Here is a 23,180-nt window from a genome sequence, read left to right as displayed (position 1 = left end):
ATCTGATCGTTCCCATGCTGCGCGTGGGAATGCCTCTCAGGACGCTCCGCGTCCGGGATCGCAGGCCAGCGCAATAATCCAGAGATAAAAAAAGGCCAGGTATCACTACCTGGCCCTTTTTGTCTTGCGGCGTAACGTCAGAGCATCGCCTTGGCGATCTTGGCCTGCTCATCGGCGTGGTACGAAGAACGAACCAGCGGGCCCGATGCGACGTTCTTGAAGCCCATCTTGTAGCCTTCTTCGGCAAACCAGGCGAACACGTCCGGGTGAACGAAGCGCTGCACCGGCAGGTGGTTACGCGAAGGCTGCAGGTACTGACCCAGGGTCAGCATGTCGATGTCATGCTCGCGCATGCGCTGCATGACTTCGATGACTTCCTCGTCGGTCTCGCCCAGACCCAGCATCAGGCCGGACTTGGTCGGTACGTGCGGGACCATCTGCTTGAAGCGTTGCAGCAGGGTCAGCGACCACTGGTAGTCCGAACCCGGACGCGCAGCCTTGTACAGGCGCGGCACGGTTTCCAGGTTGTGGTTGAACACATCCGGTGGCTCGGCGGCAGTGATTTCCAGCGCCACGTCCATACGACCGCGGTAGTCCGGTACCAGCGTTTCGAGCTGTACGCCCGGCGAAAGCTTGCGGATTTCGCGGATGCAGTCGGCGAAGTGCTGGGCACCGCCGTCACGCAGGTCATCACGGTCAACCGAGGTGATCACGACATACTTCAAACGCAAGTCGGCAATCGCGACGGCCAGGTTCATCGGCTCATCGGTATCCAGCGCCTTGGGACGACCATGGCCGACGTCGCAGAACGGGCAGCGACGAGTGCAGATGTCGCCCATGATCATGAAGGTCGCGGTGCCGCCGGAGAAGCACTCGCCCAGGTTCGGGCAGGACGCCTCTTCGCAGACGCTGTGCAGCTTGTGCTTGCGCAGCAGTTGCTTGATGCGGTCGACTTCCGGGGAAACCGGAATACGTACACGGATCCAGTCAGGCTTTTTCGGCAGATCGACCGTTGGAATGATCTTCACCGGAATGCGCGCAACCTTCTCCGCGCCGCGCAGCTTGACGCCGGCTTCGACTTTCGGACGGGCCACACGCTCGGATACGTCGAGCGCCGGGATCAGGGTTTGCACGGTGTCAGTCATATTCGTTTATTCCGCCCGTTAGGGTCGCCTGCTCAGCGTAGTCGAGGTGTCTGACGAGCTGCGCGCGCAGTCGGGCACTTACCTCGGAAAATTCTATCTGCTCTGCGTGATCGCTCAGCTGGGTCATTGCCAGCCCGGCGTAGCCACAGGGGTTGATCCGGCGGAACGGCTCAAGGTCCATGTCGACGTTCAGCGCCAGACCATGAAACGAGCAACCGTTGCGAATGCGCAAACCCAGCGATGCGATCTTTGCGCCATTCACGTATACGCCCGGTGCATCCGCCTTGGCGGCTGCCGTCACCCCATAACTGTCCAGCAGGGCGATGAGCGTGTTTTCGATCCGGGTGACCAGATCGCGCACGCCGAAACCGAGGCGCCTGACATCCAGCATCAGGTACGCCACCAGTTGACCGGGGCCATGATAAGTCACTTGGCCGCCACGATCGACCTGTACGACAGGAATATTGCCCGGCAACAACAAATGCTCCGCCTTGCCGGACTGTCCCTGGGTAAAAACAGGAGGATGCTGCACCAGCCAGACTTCGTCCGCCGCGTCTTTGCCGCGGCCATCGGTGAAGCGCTGCATGGCGTGCCAGGCGGTTTCGTAATCGATAAGACCCAGATCACGAAAGCCCAGAGCGTCACCCATCAGAGCACCATGTGCACGACACCCGTAGCGCGCAGAGCACTATTGATATCGCGCAACTGGTCTTCGCCCGTGGCGACGATATGCAGTTGTACGGTGGTGTACTTGCCGTTGCTGCTCTGACGCTCGGCGAGCGTCTTGATGTCGATCTTGGCGTGTCGGCTCAAGACCTCGATCACGGCATCGGTGAAGCCGACGCTGGTGTCGCCGATCACCTTGATCGGGTAGTCAGCGCAGGGGAATTCGATTTTGTGCGACTTGACGTCGGTATCGGTCATGGCAGTAAAGGTCTCACAAGCCGTGACGACGGACACGCGGCCCGCTCAGATCATGAGCAGGCCGCGAGAAGGTCGGCATTGATTACTAATAAGGTCAGTTGAACAAGCCGTAGAAGAACAGGCGGATGCTATCCCACACGCGGCGGAAAATGCCACCTTCCTCGACAGGTTCCAGCGCAATCAGATTAGCGGTGTGAACCACCTTGTCTTCCATCTTCACTTCAACCTTGCCGATCACGTCGCCCTTGGCGATTGGCGCAACCAGTTGCGGGTTCATGGTCATGCTGGCAGACAGTTTCTTCATGTCGCCTTTTGGCATGGTCATGCTCAGGTCTTCAGCCAGACCGGCCTTGACCTGACGAGCCGTACCTTTCCAGACCGGAGCCTGGGCCAGTTCGGTGCCCTTCTGGTAGAAGTTCTGGGTTTCGAAGAAGCGGAAACCGTAGGTCAGCAGCTTCTGGGTCTCGGCTGCACGAGCCTGTTCGCTGTTGGTACCGAATACCACGGCAATCAGACGCATGCCGTCACGAACGGCGGAAGACACCATGCAGTAGCCGGCCTCTTCGGTGTGGCCGGTTTTCAGACCGTCAACGGTCTTGTCGCGCCACAGCAGCAGGTTGCGGTTAGGCTGCTTGATGCCGTTCCAGAAGAACTCTTTCTGCGAGTAGATCGCGTAGTGAGCCGGATCTTCGTGAATGATCGCACGGGCCAGCTTGGCCATGTCGTGAGCCGACGAGTAGTGATCAGGGTTCGGCAGACCGGTCGGGTTCATGAAGTGGCTGTTGGTCATGCCCAGGTCGCCAGCCGTCTTGTTCATCATGTCGGCGAACGCGTCTTCGCTACCGGCGATGTGCTCGGAGATCGCAACGCTGGCGTCGTTACCCGACTGGATGATGATGCCGTGCAGCAGATCGCTGACGGTCACCTGGCTGCCCACCTTGATGAACATCCGCGAACCGCCTGTGCGCCAGGCGTTTTCACTGATGGTCACCGGATCGTTTTCACCGATCTGGCCACGACGGATTTCCAGGGTCGCGATGTACGCGGTCATCAGCTTGGTCAGGCTCGCAGGCGCCAGACGCTGATCACCGTTGTTCTCGACCAGAACGTTGCCACTGGTGGCATCCATCAGCACATAGGCCTTGGCGGCCAGCTGCGGCGCGGCCGGAGTCATCTGTTCTGCGGCCCAGGCAGCCGGAGTGATTATCAGGGGTACAAGCAGGCACAAACGTTTTGCAAAGGTGGTGATGTTCATCCGTCTCTCGAAAATGCTAATGGGCAAACATGCCCTTGCGGGCAAAGCTGAACAGACCGGCGAAGCGAAAACACTTCGGTACGGCTCGTGGCGCCAGGCTGTAACCCTGGCTGACAAAGTCGTCTGTTCGACACACGACCTCGTGGGCAGTTGCCTGCATCGCCTGCTCGAAGGCAAAAGCGCGAAGCCTGCAACTGCAGCTCGCCCTCCACTACTGCCGGAGGGCGACTGTCATAAAATCCGTTACTGGTCCGATGTCACCACGCTCGGCTGACCGAGGTTGGCCGACCGAACGCTGTCCTGCAACTGCTGGGCTTCACCCGGCGTGCCTACGGGTCCCATCCTCACGCGATAAAGCGTCTGCTGATTGCGTGCTATCGAACTCACGAAAACCGGCGCTCGAACCATCCCGCTCAGCTTCGACCTCAGGAGCTCCGCAGCGTCCGGATTCGCGAAGGCTCCGACCTGGAGAAATAGCCCAGCGGCTTGTCCTGAATCGTTTTTTTTTGCGTCAACCTGTACAGGCACGACGGGAGCAGCGTGTTGCTGAGGTGGCGGGGTGTACTGTTCGACCGTTCCGGTGGAGGTACTCAACGCAGGCGGTGTCGCCTGTGCCACCACTTGCGGCTGATTGAGCATCAGCGGCGCAGGGCGGCCGCGCTGTGCCCACCACTCCTGCGGATCGATACCTTCGACCTTGACCCGCGCGGTACCGCTTTCGGCGTAACCCAGCTTCTTCGCAGCAGCGTAGGACAGGTCGATGATGCGATCCGAATAGAACGGACCACGGTCGTTGACCCGCAGAATCACCGTGCGGTTGTTGTCCAGGTTGGTCACTTTGACGTAACTGGGCAGTGGCAGCGTCTTGTGCGCCGCGCTCATGCCGTAAAGGTCGTAGACCTCGCCGTTGGCGGTGTTCTGGCCATGAAACTTGGTGCCGTACCAGGACGCCGTGCCCGAAGCGACATAGCGCTTGGACTCGCTCATCGGGAAGTAGGTCTTGCCCAGCACGGTATAAGGGTTGGCCTTGTAGGGACCGGTGTGCAGGGTCGGCGTCGCGTCCGGGATGCGTGAAACATCCACGTCCCACCACGGCGCGCCGTCCTTGTGGGCACGGTTGATGTCCAGGCCCGGCATCGAGCGCACCACCGCGCCGCCCTTGGGCGACTGCTGCGTGGTACGCGATGGAGACGAGCAACTGGCGACCAGCAGGGCCAACCCTGAGAACGCCAGTAATTTCAATGATGTACGAATCGGCAATGCCCGCATTACTTGACGCCTCGAGCTTGAACCAACGATTCAGACAGCTGATACACGGCCATGGCGTACATCACACTGCGGTTATAACGGGTGATTGCATAAAAATTGTTCAAACCCATCCAGTATTCGGGACCCTTGTCGCCGTCGAGGCGAAACGCTGTCACCGGCATGTCGTCGCGCAGCGCATCATGACTCGCCCAGCCCAGCCCTCGCAACTCCCCGACCGACATGACCGGATCAAGACCAGGGCTCAATCCCTCGTCAACGCGGTCGCCACGGGCATCGGCGCGGCTGACGACCTGCTGTCCGCCCACCCAGCCGTGGCGCTTGAAGTAGCTGGCCACACTGCCAATGGCATCATCAGGATCGGTCCAGATATTGATATGGCCGTCGCCGTCGAAATCCACGGCGTAGGCGCGAAAGCTGCTCGGCATGAATTGCGGCAGCCCCATGGCACCGGCGTAGGACCCCTTCAGCGTCAACGGATCGACCTGTTGCTCACGCGCCAGCAGCAGAAACTCTCTCAGTTCCTTGCGAAAGAACGGCGCGCGGGGCGGATAGTCGAAACCCAGCGTCGACAGTGCATCGATCACGCGGTAATTGCCGGTGTTGCGACCGAAGAAGGTTTCAACGCCAATGATCGACACGATGATCTGCGCCGGAACGCCGTATTCCTGCTCGGCACGCGCCAGGGCGGCCTCATGCTGACGCCAGAAATCGACGCCGCGGGCAATGCGCGTGTCGGTGATGAACATCGGGCGGTAGTCTTTCCACTGTTTCACGCGCTCGGCAGGACGGGAAATGGCATCGAGGATGGCCTGCTTGCGCTCGACCTCCCGGAACAACCCCATCAACTGCTCGCCGGCAAAACCGTGGTCACGGGTCATCTCGCCGACGAATTCGGCCACTTGAGGCGAGCCATCGTAATCCCCGGCAATGCTCTCCTGCACCGATCCAAGGATGCCCACCAGGCCGACCACCGGAGCATATCGAGCCCAGTTACGCATTGCTTGCATTGAGTTGTTCACCTTAATCAAACCTGAGCGATCCATTTACGATGCGTATGGATCGACATCAAAACCCCAAACGCTGACAGTAGGGTCACGAGCGAAGTTCCGCCGTAACTAATGAAGGGCAGCGGGACACCTACAACCGGCAGCAGGCCACTGACCATACCGATGTTGACGAAAACGTAAACAAAAAACGTCATGGTCAGCGCCCCTGCGAGCAACTTTCCGAATAATGTCTGCGCCTGGGCGGTAATCACCAGCCCGCGACCGATCAGCAGCATATAGATGATCAGCAACGCGCAGATGCCCACCAGACCGAACTCCTCGCCCAGTACCGCGATGATGAAGTCGGTGTGGCTTTCCGGCAGAAAGTCCAGGTGCGACTGGGTGCCCAGCAGCCAGCCCTTGCCGAAGACGCCGCCCGAACCGATGGCCGCCTTGGACTGGATGATGTTCCAGCCCGTGCCCAGCGGGTCGCTTTCCGGGTCAAGGAAGGTCAGGACGCGCTGCTTCTGATAGTCGTGCATGAAGAAAAACCACATCGCCACGGCCGCCGGCACAGCTGCCGCCAGTACGCTAATGATCCAGCGCCAGCGCAGACCGGCCATGAACAGCACGAAGGCACCCGATGCCAGAATGAGCAACGAAGTCCCGAGGTCCGGTTGGCGCACAATCAGAATGAACGGCACCCCGACCAGCGCCAGGCTCACCACCACATGCTTGAGGTGCGGCGGCAATGTCCGCTTGGACAAGTACCAGGCGATGGTCGCCGGCATGATGATTTTGAGGAATTCGGAAGGCTGGAAACGGATGACACCCGGAATGTTGATCCAGCGCGTCGCGCCCATGGCGTTGTGCCCCATGACGTCCACCACCACCAGCAACAGCACGCCAATCACGTACAGGACCGGCACCCAGCGGGCCATGAACCTGGGTTCCAGTTGGGCGATGATGACCATGGCCACCAGACCGATGCCGAACGAGCTGGCCTGCTTGATCAGCAGGTCCCAGTTCTTGCCGCTCGCCGAATACAGAACGAACAGGCTGCCCGCCGCCAGCGTCAGCAGCAGAATCAGCAACGGACCGTCGATGTGAATGCGCTGCAAAAAAGTGGCGCGGCGGCGCATCACATCTTCGCTGGACAGGATGCGGTCGAAATTACTCTTCACGGGCCGCAGCCTCCAGATTCATGGAATCGGCGTACTCAGGCTTGAGCTGGCCGTTCTCGTCGAGCAGCCAGGCATCCATTACCTGACGAACAACAGGTGCCGCCACGCCGGAGCCGGACTCGCCGTTCTCCACCATCACTGCGACGACGATTTTCGGATTGTCGGCGGGCGCAAAGCCGACGAACAGGGCGTGGTCACGATGCCGCTCCTGAACCTTGGTGCGGTCGTACTTCTCGCCCTGCTTGATCGCCACGACCTGTGCCGTACCGCTCTTGCCGGCGATACGGTATTGCGCACCGATGGCTGCCTTGCGCGCCGTGCCGCGCGCACCGTGCATCACTTCCTGCATGCCGTGGTTGACCCTGGCCCAGTTGGCCGGGTCGCGCAGAATGATATTCGGCATCGGGTTCTCGTCCACGGGCGGCTTGCCTTCGATGGTTCTGGCCAGATGCGGCCGGTTCCACACGCCCTTGTTGGCCACCAGCGCAGTGGCCTGGGCCAGTTGCAGCGGCGTGGCCTGCATGTAGCCCTGGCCGATACCGAGAATCAGGGTCTCGCCGGGGAACCAGGCCTGACGGCGAGTGGCTCGTTTCCAGTCACGGGACGGCATCAGGCCTGGGGATTCTTCGAACATGTCCAGGGAGACTTTCTGGCCGATGCCGAACTTGTTCATGTACGTGGAAAGCCGATCGATGCCCAGCTTGTGAGCCAGGTCGTAAAAATAGGTGTCGTTGGAGCGCATGATCGCGGTGTCCAGATCGACCCAGCCGTCACCGGTACGGTTCCAGTTACGGTATTTGTGGTCGTAATTGGGCAGTTGATAGAAACCCGGATCGAACACCCGCGATCCCGGTGTCACGACACCTGCATCAAGACCGGCAATGGCGACCGCAGGCTTGATGGTCGAACCCGGTGGATAGAGCCCGCGCAGAATCCGGTTGAACAGCGGCCGGTCGATGGAATCACGCAGCTCGGCGTACGCCTTGAAGCTGATACCGGTCACGAACAGGTTCGGGTCGAAGCTGGGTGCGCTGACCATCGCCAACACTTCACCGGTTTTCGGGTCCAGCGCCACGACGGCGCCGCGACGCCCGCCCAGCGCAGCCTCCGCTGCTTCCTGCAGATTGATGTCCAGGCTCAGGACAATGTCCTTGCCGGGGATCGGATCGGTACGCTTGAGCACCCGCAATACGCGGCCGCGAGCGTTGGTTTCGACTTCCTCGTAACCGACCTGACCGTGAAGTTCGGGCTCGTAGAAACGCTCGATGCCGGTCTTGCCTATATGGTGGGTGCCGCTGTAATTGACCGGGTCGAGGCTTTTAAGCTCTTTCTCGTTGATGCGGCCCATGTAGCCGACCGAATGCGCGAAATGCGGCCCCTGCGGATAATGCCGGACCAGTTGCGCCACGACCTCGACGCCCGGCAGGCGGAACTGATTGACCGCAATCAGGGCAATCTGCTCTTCCGTCAGCTCGAACAGAATGGGAACGGGCTCAAATGGACGCCGCCCCTGCTTCATGCGTTTTTCGAAAATGATCCGGTCGTCAGGCGTGAGCTGCAGTATCTCGACGATGGTGTCCAGCACTGCGGACCAGTCGCCGGAACGCTCACGCGTAACCGAAAGACTGAAACTGGGCCGGTTGTCCGCCACCACGACGCCGTTGCGGTCATAGATCAGGCCCCGGCTGGGCGGGATCGGCTGAACGTGAACACGGTTGTTTTCCGAGAGTGTCGAGTGGTAGTCGTACTGAATGACCTGCAGAAAATACAGGCGAGCGATCAGCACGCACACCAGCAACACGACCGCCACAGCACCGAACACGACCCTGCCGCGCACCAGGCGTGCGTCTTTCTCATGGTCTTTGAGGCGGATCGGTTGAGACATTTAGGCCGTATTCACAGTAAAAACGATGCTACTTGTGATAAGGGTGCCCGGACAGAACTGTCCAGGCGCGATACATCTGCTCACCGATCAGGATACGCACCAGCGGATGCGGCAAGGTCAGCGGCGACAGCGACCAGCGTTGCTCGCTGCGGGCACAGACTTCCGGCGCAAGCCCCTCGGGGCCGCCCACCATCAGATTGACCGTGCGTGCATCCAGGCGCCAGCGATCAAGTTCGACCGCCAGCTGTTCGGTGCTCCACGGTTTGCCCTGCACTTCCAGCGTGACAATGCGCTCGCCCGGCTGCACCTTCGCCAGCATCGCTTCGCCTTCCTGACGGATAAAGCGCGCGACGTCGGCGTTCTTGCCACGGGTATTGAGCGGAATTTCCACCAGTTCAAGCGCAAGCTCGGACGGCATCCGCTTGGCGTACTCATGCCAACCTTCTTCCACCCACTTGGGCATGCGCGAACCAACGGCAATCAGACGCAAACGCACGATAATGCCTTATTCGTTACCCGGAGTATGGTGCGCAGCGCTGGCAGCGCGGCTTTGCTCGGCACCCTGCCACAGGCGTTCCAGGTCATAGAACTGGCGTGCAGCGGCAGTCATCACGTGAACGATAACGTCGCCCAGGTCCAAGAGGACCCAGTCGCTGTCGCCCTTGCCTTCTTCGCTCAGCGGCATGAGGCCGGCAGCCTTGACCTTCTCGCGAACGCTGTCGACCAGTGCATTCAGCTGGCGATTGGACGTACCGGTGCAGATCAGCATGTAGTCGGCGATGCTGGTCTTGTCACGGACATCGATGGACAGAATGTCTGCGCCCTTGACGTCTTCCAGTGCGGCGGTTGCCACGGCGACGACTTCTTCACTGCTCATTTTTTGCTTTGTCATATAAAACTCATTCAGCTCGTATGTGTGGGAGCGCCCAAACGCTTATCTGTAAAAAAAGCAGTTTCAGGGCGACCCATCAGTGTTCGGCGCACGGTAAAGCCCGTGCGCATCGATATAGGCCAGTACCGCGTCTGGCACCAGAAAACGTACCGACTTACCGCTGGCCAGCAGTTGACGGATCTGGGTGGCAGACACCGATAAAGGCGTCTGCCAGACGAATGTAATGTTGCCGCCCGGCCCTTTCAGGGCTTTGGGATCGCTGACTGCGCGTGCCGCCAGCAGGTTGCGCATGGCATCCGGCGACTCGCTGTCCGCGTCCGGGCGTTGCAGCACCACGATATGGCAGTGCTCCAGCAATTCTTCCCACCGATGCCAGGAGGGCAGCCCGCAAAAGGCATCCCAACCCAGCAACAGAAACAACTGGTCCTGAGGCGCGAGTTCGGCGCGCATCGATTCCAGGGTGTCGAGGGTATACGACGGTTTGTCCCGCTTCAGTTCACGGTCATCCACCGTCAGGGGTGACACGCCTTGCACTGCACTGCGGACCATCGCCAGACGATCCTCGGCCGTGACACTCGGCATGTCGCGATGCGGGGGCCTGGCGCTGGGCGTCAGGCGCAACTCATCGAGTTCCAGCAGTTCGGCCACTTCCAGCGCACCGCGCAAATGGCCGATATGAACCGGATCGAACGTGCCCCCAAGCATGCCGATACGTCTGGGCAGCGTTGTCATGGGCTCGCTCAAGTCAGGCTTGTCCGCGCAGCTGACCGTCACCGATCACGATGTACTTCTCGCAGGTCAGCCCCTCCAGGCCGACCGGTCCGCGGGCGTGCAGCTTATCAGTAGAAATGCCGATCTCGGCACCCAGCCCGTATTCGAAGCCGTCGGCAAAGCAGGTCGGCGCGTTGACCATCACCGAACTCGAGTCGACTTCCGCCATGAACCGGCGCGTCTGACCCTGGTGATCGGACACGATGGCATCGCTGTGATGCGAACCATAATGGTTGATGTGCTCAATGGCTTCATCCAGACCAGTAACGACACGAATCGACAGAATCGCCGCCAGGTACTCGGTGTGCCAGTCCTCTTCGGTTGCCGCAACGACGTCGATCAGCTCACGGGTGCGTTCGCAACCACGCAGCTCGACGCCCTTCTCACGGAACTGCGCAGCCATGGGCGGCAGAAACTCGGCGGCAACGGTCTGATCGACCAGCAGGGTCTCCATCGCGCCGCAGATACCGTAGCGATAGGTCTTGGCGTTGAACGCGATCTTCTGCGCCTTCGCCAGATCGGCATGGGCACTCACGTAAACGTGACAGATGCCGTCCAGATGCTTGATGACGGGTACACGGGCGTCACGACTGACGCGCTCGATCAGGCCCTTGCCGCCACGCGGGACGATGACGTCCACGTACTCGGGCATGGTGATCAGCGCACCCACGGCAGCGCGGTCAGTGGTTTCGACCACTTGCACCACGGCAGCAGGCAGCCCGGCGTCGGCAAGACCACGCTCGATGCAGGCGGCAATCGCGCGATTGGAATGAATGGCTTCTGATCCGCCACGCAGGATGGTCGCGTTACCCGACTTCAGGCACAGACTGGCGGCATCAATGGTCACGTTCGGACGCGACTCATAGATGATGCCTACAACACCCAGCGGCACGCGCATCTTGCCAACCTGAATACCCGACGGCCGATAACTCATGTCGCGAATCGCGCCGACCGGGTCCGGCAGACTGGCGACCTGACGCAACCCGACGATCATGCCGTCGATGCGTGCGGGGGTCAGGGCCAGACGCTCCAGCATGGCCGGCTCAAGACCGTTGGCCTGACCGTTGGCCAGGTCCAGCGCATTGGCGGCGGACAGCTCGGCACGGGCTTCGTCCAGAGCGGCGGCAGTGGCCAGCAGCGCGCGGTTTTTCTGCGCAGTGCTGGCACGGCCGATCACTCGCGAAGCTTCACGGGCGGCGCGACCCAGGCGGGTCATGTAGTCAAGAACGGACTCAGTCATGGTCTCAGTGGTCTTGGCAAAGAGGAAAGCGGCCGATTATAGCTGTCGTGCCGCTCGAACGACAGCGCAGACAGGCGGATGGTCGATAACAGTGCGCACTTTTCTGCAACTGTCGCCATTCGCAACGGTCGAGATGCCGCCATGACACGCATCAGGCGTGCCTGAGCCCAGTCACTTTCAGAAACAACAAAGTCTGCCGACACGACACATTCAGCTGCAATTCAAGCAGCGCTTGTTATTATCGGCAGCCTCCTATTTCAGTTGCCAGCCTATGCCGACCGCACTTCCCGACAGCTTCTTTCATCGCGACGCCCAGACCCTGGCGCGCGAGCTGCTGGGCAAGGTTATCCGGCACAAGGTCGGCGAGCTGTGGCTGGCGGCGCGCATCATCGAGACCGAAGCCTACTACTGCGCCGAGAAAGGCAGCCACGCCTCGCTGGGCTACACCGAGAAGCGCAAGGCGCTGTTTCTCGAAGGCGGGCACATTTATATGTATTACGCCCGGGGCGGCGACTCGCTGAATTTCAGCGCCGAAGGGCCGGGCAATGCGGTGCTGATCAAGTCGGCGTACCCATGGACCGACTCGGTCAGCGATGAAAACGCGCTGGCACAGATGCAGTTGAACAACCCTGAAGCCAGCGGTGCCATCCGCCCTCCACAGCGACTGTGTGCGGGTCAGACGCTGCTGTGCAAGGCGCTGGGCCTTAAAGTGCCGATGTGGGACGCAAAGCGTTTCGATCCACAGAAGCTTCTGGTCGAGGATGTCGGCCAGCACCCGACCCGTATCATCCAGACCACACGACTGGGCATTCCCACCGGGCGCGATGAGCACCTGATGTATCGCTTCGTCGATGCCGATTACGCCCGCTTCTGTACTCGAAATCCTCTCAGACGCGGCCAGGTCGAAGGCCGCGACTACTTACTTCTCGATCAAGGAAACTGACCCATGGGCGAACTGCTCAATGGCATGACTGGCTGGCTGACGGCAAACCCTTCGTGGGTCGCCGTCGCGATCTTTGTGGTGGCGTTCATAGAATGCGTCGCGATTGTCGGGATCGTCGTGCCGGGCACTGTCATCATGTTTGCCATTGCCGCACTGGCCGGCAGCGGCATCCTGCCGTTGAGCGAGGTGTTGCTGCTGGGTTTTCTTGGCGGATTGCTGGGCGACGCAGTGTCGTACTTCATCGGCCGTCGCTTCCATCAGCGAATCCGCCAGTTACCGGGGCTGCGCACCCATCCGGAATGGATGACGGGCGCGGAATCCTATTTCCACAAATACGGCATCGCCAGCCTGCTGGTCGGGCGCTTCATCGGCCCGCTGCGGCCAATGCTGCCCATGATCGCAGGCATGTGCGACATGCCGTTCCCGCGCTTTGCGGCGGTGAGCGTAGTGGCCGCCGCCGGCTGGTCGATTGCCTACCTGATGCCGGGCTGGGCCGCCGGTGCGGCCATCCGGTTGCCGCTGCCGGACGGCTTCTGGCCAGAGGCCGCTGTAGTCGGCGCAGGTCTGGCACTGCTGATCGGGCTCAGCATTCAAAGCAGCATTCGCCAGAAGCGTTATGCAACCAAAGTGATCTCGCTGACCAGCCTGCTGCTGGTCGCCTCGCTGTTCGTGGGCTGGCCGTACCTGAAGGATTTCGATAATGGACTCATGACGCTGGTGCAGGAGCACCGCAGCGAAACGGCTCAACACATTGTGGTGCTGGTCACTGGACTGGGCGACTTCAGGACTCAGCTGTTTGCTGCCGCGTTGCTGATCATTGTGCTGCTGATCGCCAGACAATGGCGTCATGCAGCGTTCGCGCTGGCGACCACACTGGGCACCGCTATTGCCAATGGCACGTTGAAAGCATTCTTTGCGCGGGCTCGCCCGGAAGTGCTGCTCGATCCGCTCACCACTTACAGCATGCCGAGCGGGCACAGCTCGGCGGCATTCGCGCTGTTCATGACCGTCGCGGTGCTGGCCGGACGTGGCCAGCCGGTGCGGCTGCGGCTGACGTGGTTGCTGGTCTTCGGGATTCCGGCACTGGCGATTGCCCTGTCGCGGGTATATCTGGGCGTGCATTGGCCGACGGATATCCTGGCAGGCATGCTGTTGGCGTTCTGCATCTGCGCCGCGAGTCTTGCGATCATCCAGCGCAACGAGTCGCTGCCAGCCATGTCACCCAAAGTCTGGTGGCTGATTATCCCGGCCCTGACCGCCCTGCTCGGCTCGTTTGCCGTGCACGCCCTGTCGCACGGGGTGCTGCGTTATCAGTATTGAGGACTGACGCTGATCGTTCCGACGCAGAGCGTGGGCACGATCATTCATACGACTTCAGGCCCTAACGCTGATCGTTCCTTCATCCAGCGTGGGAATGCATCTCGGGACGCTCCGCGTCCAAGGGGTCACACCGAAACATCTGCGTGACCGGACGTAATGGAGTGCGGAGCCTCCCGGGCGGAATGCCAACGCAGGCTCAGGCCTGCAGATCGCCCTGCATCTCATCCAGCAATTCCTGAATGGCATCCAGGCGCTCTTCCGGATCGTCGATTTCCAGCAGTTCGATCTTGTCTTCTTCAGTAAACGGCAGCAGATACGCCAGCTGATTGGACAGCGACTGCTGACCCGTGGCACTGACGCCCATGTTCAGCGACGCAACCATCGGGTGTTCGGCCAGCGCTTCGAGCAGCGCAACCAGATCGGCATCCTCTTCCTGCAAAGGGCGCTCTTCGGGCTCGTCCAGCCACTCCACGTCTGCCACCAGCAACTGATCGCGCTGCACCTCTGCGGCCACCACGCGGAAGCGTCGTCCGCCGACCACGCGAATACCCAGCAGGCCATTGTCCTGCTGCTGAAAATCCTGAACCAGCGCCTCGCAGCCGATCAGCGAGTAGCCGCCGGGAGCAGAGCCCGTTTCACTCCCCTGAGTGATACACACCACACCGAACCCTGCGCCCTGCTTCATGCAGCGGCCGATCATGTCCAGATAGCGTGCCTCGAACAGTTGCAGGTCAAGCACGCAACCCGGAAACAGCACAGCGTTCAATGGAAACAAAGGCAACGTCATAAAAAGCCCCTTTAAACGACCAACGACATCGCCAACGGCAGAAACACTGCCGTCGCAACCCCCATCAGGCTCATCGCCAGTGCAGCGAAAGCCCCTGATTCTTCTCCTTCCTGCAGCGCGACGGAAGTCCCGACCGCATGCGCTGTCAGACCTAGGGCCATGCCCCGTGCAGCCTGATTCTCGACACCCGCCAGCGACAGCAGACCGGGGCCGAAAATGGCACCGAACACGCCGGTAATCAATACGAATACCGCCGCCAGCGCTGCGACGCCACCCATCTGCTCCGCTACCAGCATGGCGATGGGCGAGGTCACCGACTTGGGCGCCATGGTCATCAGAATCATGTGATCAGCGCCGAACAACAGGCCCAGTCCCACGCAAAGACCTGTGGCAAAAACGCCGCCAATCACCAGCGTAGTCAAGGTCGGCCACAACAACTGCCGAATGCGGCGCAGATTCAGATAAAGCGGCACCGCCAGCGCGACGGTGGCCGGCCCGAGCAGAACCCCGAGTATTTCAGTGCTTTTACGGTATTCGGCGTAGTCCAGACCACACGTCAGCAGAATACCGATCACCACCAGCATCGAGACCAGCACCGGCTGCAGAAACAGCCAGCGGGTTTTCTCGTAGGCCGCCATGGCCAGTTGATAGGCGCCCAGCGTGATGGCAATGCCGAATAGCGGATGATGGATCACCGAGACCCACGCGCCGTGCCAGTCCAGACTCATGACGGCTCCCGACGGCGGGCCTGACGCTCGATGAGCTTCTGCATCAGCCAGCCGGCGAACGTCAGGGAAATCATCAGCGACAACGACAAAGTGCCGAAAATGGCCCAGAAATCCTGAGCAATGGCGCCCGCGTAGACCATCACGCCCACTGCGGGCGGCACCAGCAACAACGGCAGGTAACGCAGCAGACTGCTCGCGGCCACGCTGACGTGCTCGCTGACCTCACCGCGCATCATCAGAAACGCCATGAGCAGCACCAGACCGATGATCGGCCCTGGCAGTATTGATAGAAACAAATGGTTGAGCGCTGTCCCCAGTAATTGGAACAGCACCAGCCAGGTCAAACCCCTTAGCAACATGAGCACTCCAGCACACTAGACAGATCCGGCGAATTCTCGGCCGCATTATAAACATGACGCGCCAGTGCCTATGTGCAGGTATTCGCCTGCATGACGTTCCTTGACCAACCTGCAACCCTCTGCTGATCTAGTGGTTCGCCCGCAGGCAATGTCCTACGCGGGCAGCGGCGTCACGCTACAACATCACATGACAAGGAGAGTGAAATGCCTTTTGTACCGGTTACAGAGCTCAAGAACTACATCGGCAAGGAACTGGGATGTTCCGACTGGCTGACCATCGATCAGGAACGCATCAACCTGTTCGCCGAGGCGACAGGGGATTTTCAGTTCATCCACGTCGATCCAGTCAAGGCTGCAAACACCCCGTTCGGCGCAACCATCGCTCACGGTTTTCTCACGCTGTCGCTCATCCCCAAACTGATGGGTGATCTGTTGGTACTGCCCGAAGGCATGAAGATGGTGATCAACTACGGACTGGATACCGTGCGCTTCGTTCAGCCGGTGCTGGTCAATTCCCGTGTGCGCCTGAAGGTCGAACTGACCGATGCTACCGAGAAGAAGCCCGGCCAGTGGCTGCTCAAGGCGACCACCACCATGGAGATCGAGGGACAGGAAAAACCGGCTTTTGTCGCCGAGCCGCTGTCGATGTGCTTCGTGTAACCTGTCTGAAAAACGAAACAGTCGTAACAGACTGTTTCGTACCCGTTACTCACTGCGGCATACTCGCCGACGGTTGAGACATAACATCTGCAAAAGCAGAGCCACGCTCAATCCTGAATCACTCTTCCGGGATCTCACATGCGCGCGCTCGCCCCACTGGCTTTGACACTCTTGATCGCAGGCTGCGGTGATGGCGAATCACTGCTGCCTCCAGACGGCCGTCTCGCGGATGGCGGGCGCTACCGTGGCGATCTGGTCGACGGCGTGCTGCAGGGTCAGGGCCGGATCGATTACCCCAACGGCAGTTGGTACGAAGGCCAGTTTGATCGCGGCCAGAGGCAAGGCATCGGCGAGTTGCATGCAAGCAACGGCGACATTTACAAGGGCGGCTTCGAACAGGGCCTGTTCAACGGCCAGGGCAAGCTCACCACCAGCAGCGGCGCCAGCTATGTCGGCGGCTTCAGGCTGGGTCGCCGCGAAGGCGAAGGCACCCAGAAGGACAAGGGCCTGTTGTACCGCGGCCAGTTCAAGGACGGCCTGTATGACGGCCCGGGCCGCCTGGAACTGGAGGACGGCAGCCAGTACCAAGGCCTGTTCGCCAACGGCAAGCCCAACGGCGAAGGCATACGCAGTGACGCCAGCGGCAATCAGTACAGCGGCATGTTCGTCGATGGCCAGTTGCAGGGCAACGGCAGTTTCACCAGCGCGGACGGCGACCAGTACGTTGGCCGCTTTCGCAACAGTCAGCTCGACGGCCAGGGTCGCTATGAAAACAGTGACGGCGACGTCTGGAGCGGCGAATTCAAGGAAGGCGCACTGACCGGCAAGGGCGAACTGCTCGGTTCCGACGGCAGCCGCTATCAGGGCAGCTTCGATAACTGGCGCTTCGCAGGCGAGGGAAAGCTGCACCTGCCGGACGGCAGCACCTATGTCGGTGAGTTTGCCGATGACACCTATCAAGGCAAAGGCGTGCTGACCGCGGCCGACGGCACGGTGCAGAGCGGCATCTGGGCCAACGGTCAACGTATCCGCGACGCCAGGGGCAAGCTGTTGCCCGACGCGCTGGAAACAGGTCTGCTTGCGCAGGGTTCGCTGCTGGAAAAGGCGCTGGCTGCCGTGCCCGCCTCCACCGCTGCACCCGAACTGTACAGCCTGGTGGTGGGCGGCGACGGCAAGCAAAGCGTGTTCATGCGCGAAGCGGATTACGTGAGCAACCTGCTGGCCACGCGTTTTGGCGCAGTCGGGCAGATCAGCCTGGTCAATCATCGCGACCATATGGACGACCGGCCGATGGCGACCCGCGAGACCATCACCCGTGCCGTGCAGACGCTGGCACAGCGCACCGGCCCAGAAGACCTGATCTTCATTTACCTGACCAGTCACGGCACGCAGGACCACGAACTGGTGCTTGACCAGCCGCGCCTGTCACTGGCCGACCTGCCTGCCGACGCACTGGCTGCAGCGCTGGCTCCGCTGAAAAACCGCGACAAAGTCGTGGTGATCTCGGCCTGCTATTCAGGCGGCTTCATCCCGGACCTTAAAGACGAGCGAACGGTGATCATGACCGCGTCCCGCGCTGACCGTGTTTCCTTCGGCTGTTCGGAAGAGGCCGACTTCACCTATTTTGGTGATGCACTATTCGGCAGGGCGCTGGTCGAAACCGATGACCTGCAGCAGGCTTTCAATGACGCCAAAGCCTACGTGTCCCGACGCGAAACCGAAGACAACTTCGAAGCGTCAGAGCCGCAGATCTGGGCACCCAAGGGCGTTATTGCCCGCTGGCAACTGCTGCGCAGGAATCAGGCAGAACGCGCGCTGAATACGGCGTTGAATCGCAAGGAAGCGAAGACCTCGAGTAGCCGCTAGGCTTATCAGTATCAAGGGAGAAACATTATGTACTTGACGCCGCAACACATCCTGCTCGCAGGGGCCACTGGCCTGACCGGCGAACATCTGCTGGACCGCCTGCTCAACGAACCTACCGTCAGCCGCGTTCTGGCCCCCACACGCCGGGCGCTGGCAGAGCATCCTCACCTTGAAAACCCGGTGGGCGACCTGAACACGTTACTGCCGTCGCTGGGTGGCCGCGTGGACATCGCGTTCTGCTGCCTGGGAACGACCATCAAACAGGCTGGCTCGCAAGACGCCTTCAAGGCCGTTGACCTGGATCTGGTTGTGGCCTTCGCCAAACGGGCACGTGAGCTGGGTGCCCGACACCTGCTTGTCATCAGCGCCGTCAATGCAGATGCCAGATCCAGCGTGTTCTACAGCCGCATCAAAGGCGAGATGGAACAGGCGCTCAGAGCACAGGACTGGCCGCAACTGACCATCGCCCGCCCGTCTCTATTGGTCGGCAATCGCCCGGAAACCCGCTGGGCCGAGCAACTGGCCGCGCCCATCGCCAAGCTGATCCCCGGCAAATACGGCGCGATCGAAGCCTGCCAACTGGCCCGCGCCCTGTGGCGACTGGCGCTGGAAGAACAGGACGGCGAACGCATTGTCGAGTCGGATGAGCTGCGCAAGCTGGGGAAATAAAGAAGTCCCTGATCGTTACTACGCTCCAGCGTGGCAACGCCTCCCGTGACGCTCCGCGCCACAAAGCGGACGCAGAGCGCTGGGCACGATCAGTGTTGAGGCGGATGTGTGTATCACGATGAGCGCAGAGCATCGGCACGATCAATATTCAACGAGCGTCAAAGCCCGCCTGTAGCCTGAACACCGAAACCCAGTGCTGTCAGCAGTGACAACGGCAGCAATAACGTGTCGAGGACGGCGCTGCCCGGCATGTCCAGTGCCGGATAGCTCGGCGCTTCAGCCCCGAAACGGTCGGTCGCACAGCAACCGCCCTCCAGCGAATACATATTGAGCCGCGTACCGGCGTAAACCACCGGCGCGCCGGGCTTGGCGGCGTTAAGCGTGCGAGCGGTGGCGCAGCCGGTCATGACCAGCGCCAGCGCAATCACCAGCAGCTTATTCATCGCCACCGACATGGTGCTCGCCCCAGCGCGGCAACATGTCTTGCGGCACATTCAGCAGATTGAGAATTCGCGCGACCACGAAATCCACCAGGTCATCAATGGTCTGCGGCTGATGGTAGAAGCCGGGCGATGCGGGAAGGATCACCGCGCCCATGTTCGACAGCTTGAGCATGTTCTCCAGGTGAATACTGGAGAACGGCGCCTCGCGTGGTACCAGAATCAACTGACGACGCTCTTTCAGCGTCACGTCGGCCGCTCGCTCGATCAGGTTGTTGCAGGCGCCGGTCGCAATCGCCGACAGCGTGCCGGTCGAACAGGGCACCACCACCATCGCGCTTGGCGAGCCCGACCCCGAGGCCACTGGCGACATCCAGTCATCGCGGCCATAGACCCGAATCTGCCCCGCCGCCGCACCGGTGTACTCGGTGAGGAACGCCTGCATCATCATCGCCTTGGGTGGCAGGCGCACATCGGTTTCGGTCGCCATGACCAGTTGCGCCGCCTTGGAGATCAGGAAGTGTACTTCCCGGTCTTCACGCACCAGACAGTCCAGCAGACGCAGGCCGTATTGCGCGCCCGAGGCGCCGGTCATGGCGACGGTAATGCGCTCTGGTCCGCTCATTTCAAGGCCTCGGCCAGTTTGCCATGCAGGCCGCCAAAGCCGCCGTTGCTCATGATCACGATATGCGTGCCCGGTTGAGCCTGGCTCTTGACCCGCGCAATGATCGCTTCAAGCGAATCACAGACCACCGCAGGCACCGAACACTCGGCCGCTGTGGCGCCCAGATCCCAGCCCAGATTGGCAGGCGCATACCAGACCACCTGATCGGCCTGCTGTACGCTTTCCGGCAGACCGTCGCGGTGTGCGCCGAGCTTCATGGAGTTGGAGCGCGGCTCGATCACGGCAATGATCGAGGCGTCGCCGACCTTCTTGCGCAGACCGTCCAGCGTCGTGGCAATCGCTGTCGGATGGTGGGCGAAGTCGTCATAGATCGTGATGCCATGAACCTCGGCAACCTTCTCCATGCGTCGCTTGACGCTCTTGAACGCACTGAGCGCTTCGACGCCCTGCGCAGGCACCATGCCCACATGACGCGCTGCCGCCAGGGTCGCCAGGGCATTGGCTACGTTGTGCTGTCCCGTCATGTCCCACTCGACCGTGCCCTGCACCTGGCCTTCAAAGATCACCTCAAAACGCGAGCCGTCTTCGCTCAACAGACGGGCCTGCCACTGGCCGCCCTGCCCGGTGGTCTGTACGGGTGTCCAGCAACCCATCTCGATGACCCGCGACAACGCGGGTTCTGTAGTCGGATGAATCACCAGACCTTCGCTCGGAATGGTGCGCACCAGATGATGGAACTGGCGCTCGATGGCGGGCAGATCCGGGAAGATGTCCGCGTGATCGAACTCAAGGTTGTTGAGAATTGCGGTGCGCGGGCGGTAGTGGACGAACTTGGAGCGCTTGTCGAAGAACGCACTGTCGTACTCGTCAGCCTCGACCACAAAGAACGGTGTTTCACCCAGACGCGCCGACACTGCGAAATTCTGCGGGACACCGCCAATCAGGAAGCCGGGGCTCATGCCTGCGTGTTCGAGCACCCAGGCCAGCATGCTGCTGGTGGTGGTCTTGCCGTGCGTACCCGCCACGGCGAGAACCCAGCGACCTTGCAGCACATGGTCCGCCAGCCACTGCGGGCCGGACACATAAGGCAAACCTTTATTCAGGACATACTCGACCGCAGGGTTACCACGCGACAGGGCGTTACCGATCACGATCAAGTCCGGCGCAGGATCGAGCTGCGCAGGGTCGTAACCCTGGGTCAGTTCGATGCCCTGGGCTTCGAGCTGCGTACTCATGGGTGGATAGACGTTGGCGTCGGAGCCCGTGACCCGATGGCCCGACTCTTTGGCGAGCACCGCCAGCGAGCCCATGAACGTGCCGCAGATACCAAGGATATGAATGTGCATGACCAACCTCTCAGAACATCCCGGCAGGTTAACGTAGGGACGGTGAAATGGCACCCAGAGTTTGTCCGCGGTCACGTCGCTCAGGGTCTGGTCGAGCGCACAGACATGAGGCTAAAGTTCAGGTCCCGAAGGCGAGGCAAATAGCCTACTCTTGATAACCTGCTGCCAGATGTTTGAAAGCTGAATCGATACAGACTTCCTCACAACAAGAACCAGGAGACATACCATGCGTTACGCTCATCCCGGTACCGAAGGCGCCATCGTCAATTTCAAGGAACGCTACGGTAACTACATCGGCGGCGAGTTTGTCGCTCCGGTCAAAGGTCAGTATTTCACCAACACCTCGCCCGTTACCGGCAAGGCCATCGCCGAATTCCCCCGCTCCACCGCCGAAGACATCGACAAGGCGCTCGACGCCGCCCACGCAGCCGCAGAAGCCTGGGGCTCGACCTCGGTGCAGGCCCGCTCGCTGGTCCTGTTGAAAATCGCAGACCGCATCGAAGCCAATCTGGAAATCCTGGCCATCACCGAAACCTGGGACAACGGCAAGGCGATTCGCGAAACCCTGAACGCCGACATCCCGCTGGCCGCCGACCACTTCCGCTACTTCGCGGGCGTACTGCGCGCGCAGGAAGGCAGCGCTGCCGAGATCGACGGCAACACCGTGGCCTATCATATCCATGAACCGCTGGGCGTGGTCGGGCAGATCATTCCCTGGAACTTCCCGATCCTGATGGCCGCATGGAAGCTTGCTCCGGCGCTGGCAGCCGGCAACTGCATTGTGCTCAAGCCTGCCGAGCAGACGCCATTGGGCATCAGCGTGCTGATCGAACTGATCGGCGATCTGCTGCCACCGGGCGTGCTGAACATTGTGCAGGGTTATGGCCGTGAAGCAGGCGAAGCGTTGGCCAGCAGCAAGCGCATCGCCAAGATTGCCTTCACCGGCTCGACCCCGGTCGGCTCGCATATCATGAAGCTGGCGGCGGACAACATCATTCCGTCCACCGTGGAGCTGGGCGGCAAGTCACCGAACATTTTCTTCGAAGACATCATGAGCGCCGAACCGGAGTTCATCGAGAAAGCCGCCGAAGGTCTGGTGCTGGCGTTCTTCAACCAGGGCGAAGTCTGCACCTGCCCGTCCCGCGCGCTGGTGCAGGAGTCGATTTATCCCCAGTTCATGGAAGCGGTGATGCGCAAAGTCGAGAAGATCAAGCGCGGCGATCCATTGGACACCGACACCATGGTCGGCGCGCAGGCGTCCGAGCAGCAGTTCGACAAGATTCTTTCCTACCTCGATATCGCCAAGGGCGAAGGAGCCGAGCTGTTGACCGGCGGCAAGGTCGAGAAGCTGGAAGGTGATCTGTCGAGCGGCTATTACATCCAGCCGACGTTGCTCAAGGGCAACAACAAGATGCGCGTGTTCCAGGAAGAGATCTTCGGCCCGGTGGTCAGCGTCACGACCTTCAAGGACGAGGCCGAAGCGGTGGCCATCGCCAACGACACCGAGTTCGGTCTGGGCGCAGGTCTGTGGACCCGCGACATCAACCGCGCCTACCGCGTGGGCCGCGCTATCAAGGCCGGTCGTGTCTGGACCAACTGCTATCACCTCTACCCCGCGCATGCGGCGTTCGGTGGCTACAAGAAATCCGGCGTCGGCCGCGAAACCCACAAGATCGCGCTCGAGCACTATCAGCAGACCAAAAACCTGCTGGTGAGCTACGACACCCATCCGCTGGGGTTCTTCTGATCCACTGACGGGATGATCATGCCCATCGCTCAGCGTTGGGCATGCGCCTCGTGACGCTAAGCGTGACAGTCGAGAGCGGACGCGGAGCGTCCTGGGCGGCGTTACCACGCAAAGCGCTCATCGTTATACACAAGTCTGG

At 60.9% G+C, this 23,180-nt stretch carries 25 protein-coding genes; 7 read left to right on the top strand and 18 right to left on the bottom strand.

Going from position 1 to position 23,180, the window contains the following annotated elements; genetic code table 11:
- Positions 1 to 137: 137 nt before the first annotated feature.
- The 4 genes from lipA to AO065_RS19720 all read right to left on the bottom strand — a co-directional run bounded on the left by lipA (position 138) and on the right by AO065_RS19720 (position 3,324).
- Positions 138 to 1,145, bottom strand: coding sequence for a lipoyl synthase (lipA, locus tag AO065_RS19735; protein ID WP_004885832.1), 1,008 nt, complete (start codon positions 1,143 to 1,145; stop codon positions 138 to 140).
- A complete protein-coding gene (gene lipB, locus AO065_RS19730; RefSeq protein WP_004885835.1) occupies positions 1,138 to 1,794 on the bottom strand; it encodes a lipoyl(octanoyl) transferase LipB in 657 nt (218 codons plus the stop codon). Before lipB ends, lipA begins: the two co-directional genes overlap by 8 nt.
- Positions 1,794 to 2,069 (bottom strand): DUF493 domain-containing protein, encoded by a 276-nt coding sequence (locus tag AO065_RS19725; RefSeq protein ID WP_004885838.1) that lies wholly within the window; start codon positions 2,067 to 2,069, stop codon positions 1,794 to 1,796. Before AO065_RS19725 ends, lipB begins: the two co-directional genes overlap by 1 nt.
- A 94-nt stretch (positions 2,070 to 2,163) precedes the next feature.
- Positions 2,164 to 3,324, bottom strand: a complete 1,161-nt coding sequence (locus tag AO065_RS19720) for a D-alanyl-D-alanine carboxypeptidase family protein (RefSeq protein WP_004885841.1) — start codon at positions 3,322 to 3,324, stop codon at positions 2,164 to 2,166.
- On the opposite strand from AO065_RS19720, the gene AO065_RS27485 reads away from it, so the two are divergent.
- Positions 3,317 to 3,598 carry a hypothetical protein gene (locus AO065_RS27485; RefSeq protein ID WP_232916418.1) on the top strand — a complete coding sequence of 94 codons (282 nt, stop codon included), beginning with the start codon at positions 3,317 to 3,319 and terminating at the stop codon, positions 3,596 to 3,598. The two genes, AO065_RS19720 and AO065_RS27485, sit on opposite strands and share 8 nt — an antisense overlap.
- Here AO065_RS27485 and AO065_RS19710 read toward each other — a convergent pair.
- From AO065_RS19710 to AO065_RS19675, 8 genes are all read right to left on the bottom strand, one after another.
- Entirely contained in the window at positions 3,568 to 4,593 is a 1,026-nt protein-coding gene (locus tag AO065_RS19710; RefSeq protein WP_004885844.1) for a septal ring lytic transglycosylase RlpA family protein, read from the bottom strand. The two genes, AO065_RS27485 and AO065_RS19710, sit on opposite strands and share 31 nt — an antisense overlap.
- Entirely contained in the window at positions 4,593 to 5,612 is a 1,020-nt protein-coding gene (gene mltB / locus AO065_RS19705; protein WP_371306678.1) for a lytic murein transglycosylase B, read from the bottom strand. The genes AO065_RS19710 and mltB overlap by 1 nt, the downstream gene beginning before the upstream one ends.
- Positions 5,613 to 5,617: 5 nt before the next feature.
- Complete coding sequence (gene rodA / locus AO065_RS19700) at positions 5,618 to 6,721, bottom strand: rod shape-determining protein RodA (protein WP_050562194.1); 1,104 nt, start codon at positions 6,719 to 6,721, stop codon at positions 5,618 to 5,620.
- A 31-nt stretch (positions 6,722 to 6,752) separates the two neighbouring features.
- A complete protein-coding gene (mrdA, locus tag AO065_RS19695; protein ID WP_004885854.1) occupies positions 6,753 to 8,648 on the bottom strand; it encodes a penicillin-binding protein 2 in 1,896 nt (631 codons plus the stop codon).
- Positions 8,649 to 8,676: 28 nt separating this feature from the next.
- A complete protein-coding gene (rlmH, locus tag AO065_RS19690; RefSeq protein ID WP_003313894.1) occupies positions 8,677 to 9,144 on the bottom strand; it encodes a 23S rRNA (pseudouridine(1915)-N(3))-methyltransferase RlmH in 468 nt (155 codons plus the stop codon).
- Positions 9,145 to 9,153: 9 nt separating this feature from the next.
- On the bottom strand, positions 9,154 to 9,540 hold the full coding sequence (gene rsfS / locus AO065_RS19685) for a ribosome silencing factor (RefSeq protein ID WP_004885856.1): 387 nt from the start codon (positions 9,538 to 9,540) through the stop codon (positions 9,154 to 9,156).
- A gap of 63 nt (positions 9,541 to 9,603) precedes the next feature.
- On the bottom strand, positions 9,604 to 10,263 hold the full coding sequence (nadD, locus tag AO065_RS19680; protein WP_161627631.1) for a nicotinate-nucleotide adenylyltransferase: 660 nt from the start codon (positions 10,261 to 10,263) through the stop codon (positions 9,604 to 9,606).
- Between the two features lie 22 nt (positions 10,264 to 10,285).
- Positions 10,286 to 11,551, bottom strand: a complete 1,266-nt coding sequence (locus AO065_RS19675) for a glutamate-5-semialdehyde dehydrogenase (protein ID WP_004885860.1) — start codon at positions 11,549 to 11,551, stop codon at positions 10,286 to 10,288.
- A 271-nt stretch (positions 11,552 to 11,822) separates the two neighbouring features.
- Here AO065_RS19675 and AO065_RS19670 point away from each other — a divergent pair, with 271 nt between their 5' ends.
- Together AO065_RS19670 and AO065_RS19665 are read left to right on the top strand one after the other, a co-directional pair.
- A complete protein-coding gene (locus AO065_RS19670; protein WP_004885865.1) occupies positions 11,823 to 12,494 on the top strand; it encodes a DNA-3-methyladenine glycosylase in 672 nt (223 codons plus the stop codon).
- A 3-nt stretch (positions 12,495 to 12,497) separates the two neighbouring features.
- Positions 12,498 to 13,814: a bifunctional DedA family/phosphatase PAP2 family protein gene (locus AO065_RS19665; RefSeq protein ID WP_004885867.1), complete on the top strand. Its 1,317-nt coding sequence runs from the start codon at positions 12,498 to 12,500 to the stop codon at positions 13,812 to 13,814.
- Between the two features lie 196 nt (positions 13,815 to 14,010).
- On the opposite strand, the gene AO065_RS19660 is transcribed toward AO065_RS19665, so the two are convergent.
- Genes AO065_RS19660 through AO065_RS19650 form a run of 3 tightly spaced genes read right to left on the bottom strand, consistent with a single transcriptional unit; the run spans position 14,011 to position 15,688 of the window.
- Positions 14,011 to 14,601, bottom strand: a complete 591-nt coding sequence (locus tag AO065_RS19660; RefSeq protein ID WP_004885870.1) for an LON peptidase substrate-binding domain-containing protein — start codon at positions 14,599 to 14,601, stop codon at positions 14,011 to 14,013.
- An 11-nt stretch (positions 14,602 to 14,612) separates the two neighbouring features.
- Positions 14,613 to 15,323, bottom strand: a complete 711-nt coding sequence (locus AO065_RS19655; protein ID WP_170968973.1) for an LrgB family protein — start codon at positions 15,321 to 15,323, stop codon at positions 14,613 to 14,615.
- 2 nt (positions 15,324 to 15,325) lie between these two features.
- Positions 15,326 to 15,688 carry a CidA/LrgA family protein gene (locus AO065_RS19650; RefSeq protein ID WP_004885874.1) on the bottom strand — a complete coding sequence of 121 codons (363 nt, stop codon included), beginning with the start codon at positions 15,686 to 15,688 and terminating at the stop codon, positions 15,326 to 15,328.
- A gap of 204 nt (positions 15,689 to 15,892) precedes the next feature.
- Here AO065_RS19650 and AO065_RS19645 point away from each other — a divergent pair, with 204 nt between their 5' ends.
- The 3 genes from AO065_RS19645 to AO065_RS19635 all read left to right on the top strand — a co-directional run bounded on the left by AO065_RS19645 (position 15,893) and on the right by AO065_RS19635 (position 18,883).
- The gene (locus AO065_RS19645) at positions 15,893 to 16,348 is read left to right on the top strand and encodes a MaoC family dehydratase (protein WP_004885877.1); all 456 of its coding nucleotides are present in this window, start codon (positions 15,893 to 15,895) and stop codon (positions 16,346 to 16,348) included.
- A 138-nt stretch (positions 16,349 to 16,486) separates the two neighbouring features.
- Positions 16,487 to 18,214, top strand: a complete 1,728-nt coding sequence (locus AO065_RS19640) for a C13 family peptidase (RefSeq protein WP_004885878.1) — start codon at positions 16,487 to 16,489, stop codon at positions 18,212 to 18,214.
- Between the two features lie 27 nt (positions 18,215 to 18,241).
- Positions 18,242 to 18,883 (top strand): oxidoreductase, encoded by a 642-nt coding sequence (locus AO065_RS19635; RefSeq protein ID WP_004885879.1) that lies wholly within the window; start codon positions 18,242 to 18,244, stop codon positions 18,881 to 18,883.
- A gap of 158 nt (positions 18,884 to 19,041) precedes the next feature.
- Here AO065_RS19635 and AO065_RS19630 read toward each other — a convergent pair whose 3' ends face one another.
- From AO065_RS19630 to mpl, 3 genes are read right to left on the bottom strand one after another with little or no spacing between them, the layout of a single operon-like run.
- The gene (locus AO065_RS19630; protein ID WP_004885881.1) at positions 19,042 to 19,326 is read right to left on the bottom strand and encodes a YceK/YidQ family lipoprotein; all 285 of its coding nucleotides are present in this window, start codon (positions 19,324 to 19,326) and stop codon (positions 19,042 to 19,044) included.
- Complete coding sequence (ubiX, locus tag AO065_RS19625; RefSeq protein WP_004885884.1) at positions 19,319 to 19,948, bottom strand: flavin prenyltransferase UbiX; 630 nt, start codon at positions 19,946 to 19,948, stop codon at positions 19,319 to 19,321. The genes AO065_RS19630 and ubiX overlap by 8 nt, the downstream gene beginning before the upstream one ends.
- Entirely contained in the window at positions 19,945 to 21,294 is a 1,350-nt protein-coding gene (gene mpl, locus AO065_RS19620) for a UDP-N-acetylmuramate:L-alanyl-gamma-D-glutamyl-meso-diaminopimelate ligase (protein WP_004885887.1), read from the bottom strand. Before mpl ends, ubiX begins: the two co-directional genes overlap by 4 nt.
- Positions 21,295 to 21,520: 226 nt before the next feature.
- Here mpl and exaC point away from each other — a divergent pair, with 226 nt between their 5' ends.
- The gene (gene exaC, locus AO065_RS19615; protein ID WP_004885889.1) at positions 21,521 to 23,041 is read left to right on the top strand and encodes an acetaldehyde dehydrogenase ExaC; all 1,521 of its coding nucleotides are present in this window, start codon (positions 21,521 to 21,523) and stop codon (positions 23,039 to 23,041) included.
- The last annotated feature ends 139 nt before the right edge of the window (positions 23,042 to 23,180 follow it).

The sequence above is a fragment of the Pseudomonas viridiflava genome (assembly GCF_001642795.1).
Classification (GTDB): domain Bacteria; phylum Pseudomonadota; class Gammaproteobacteria; order Pseudomonadales; family Pseudomonadaceae; genus Aquipseudomonas; species Aquipseudomonas viridiflava.
The sequence above is the reverse complement of the archived record's forward strand: the minus strand, read 5'-3'. Positions and strand labels throughout refer to the sequence as shown.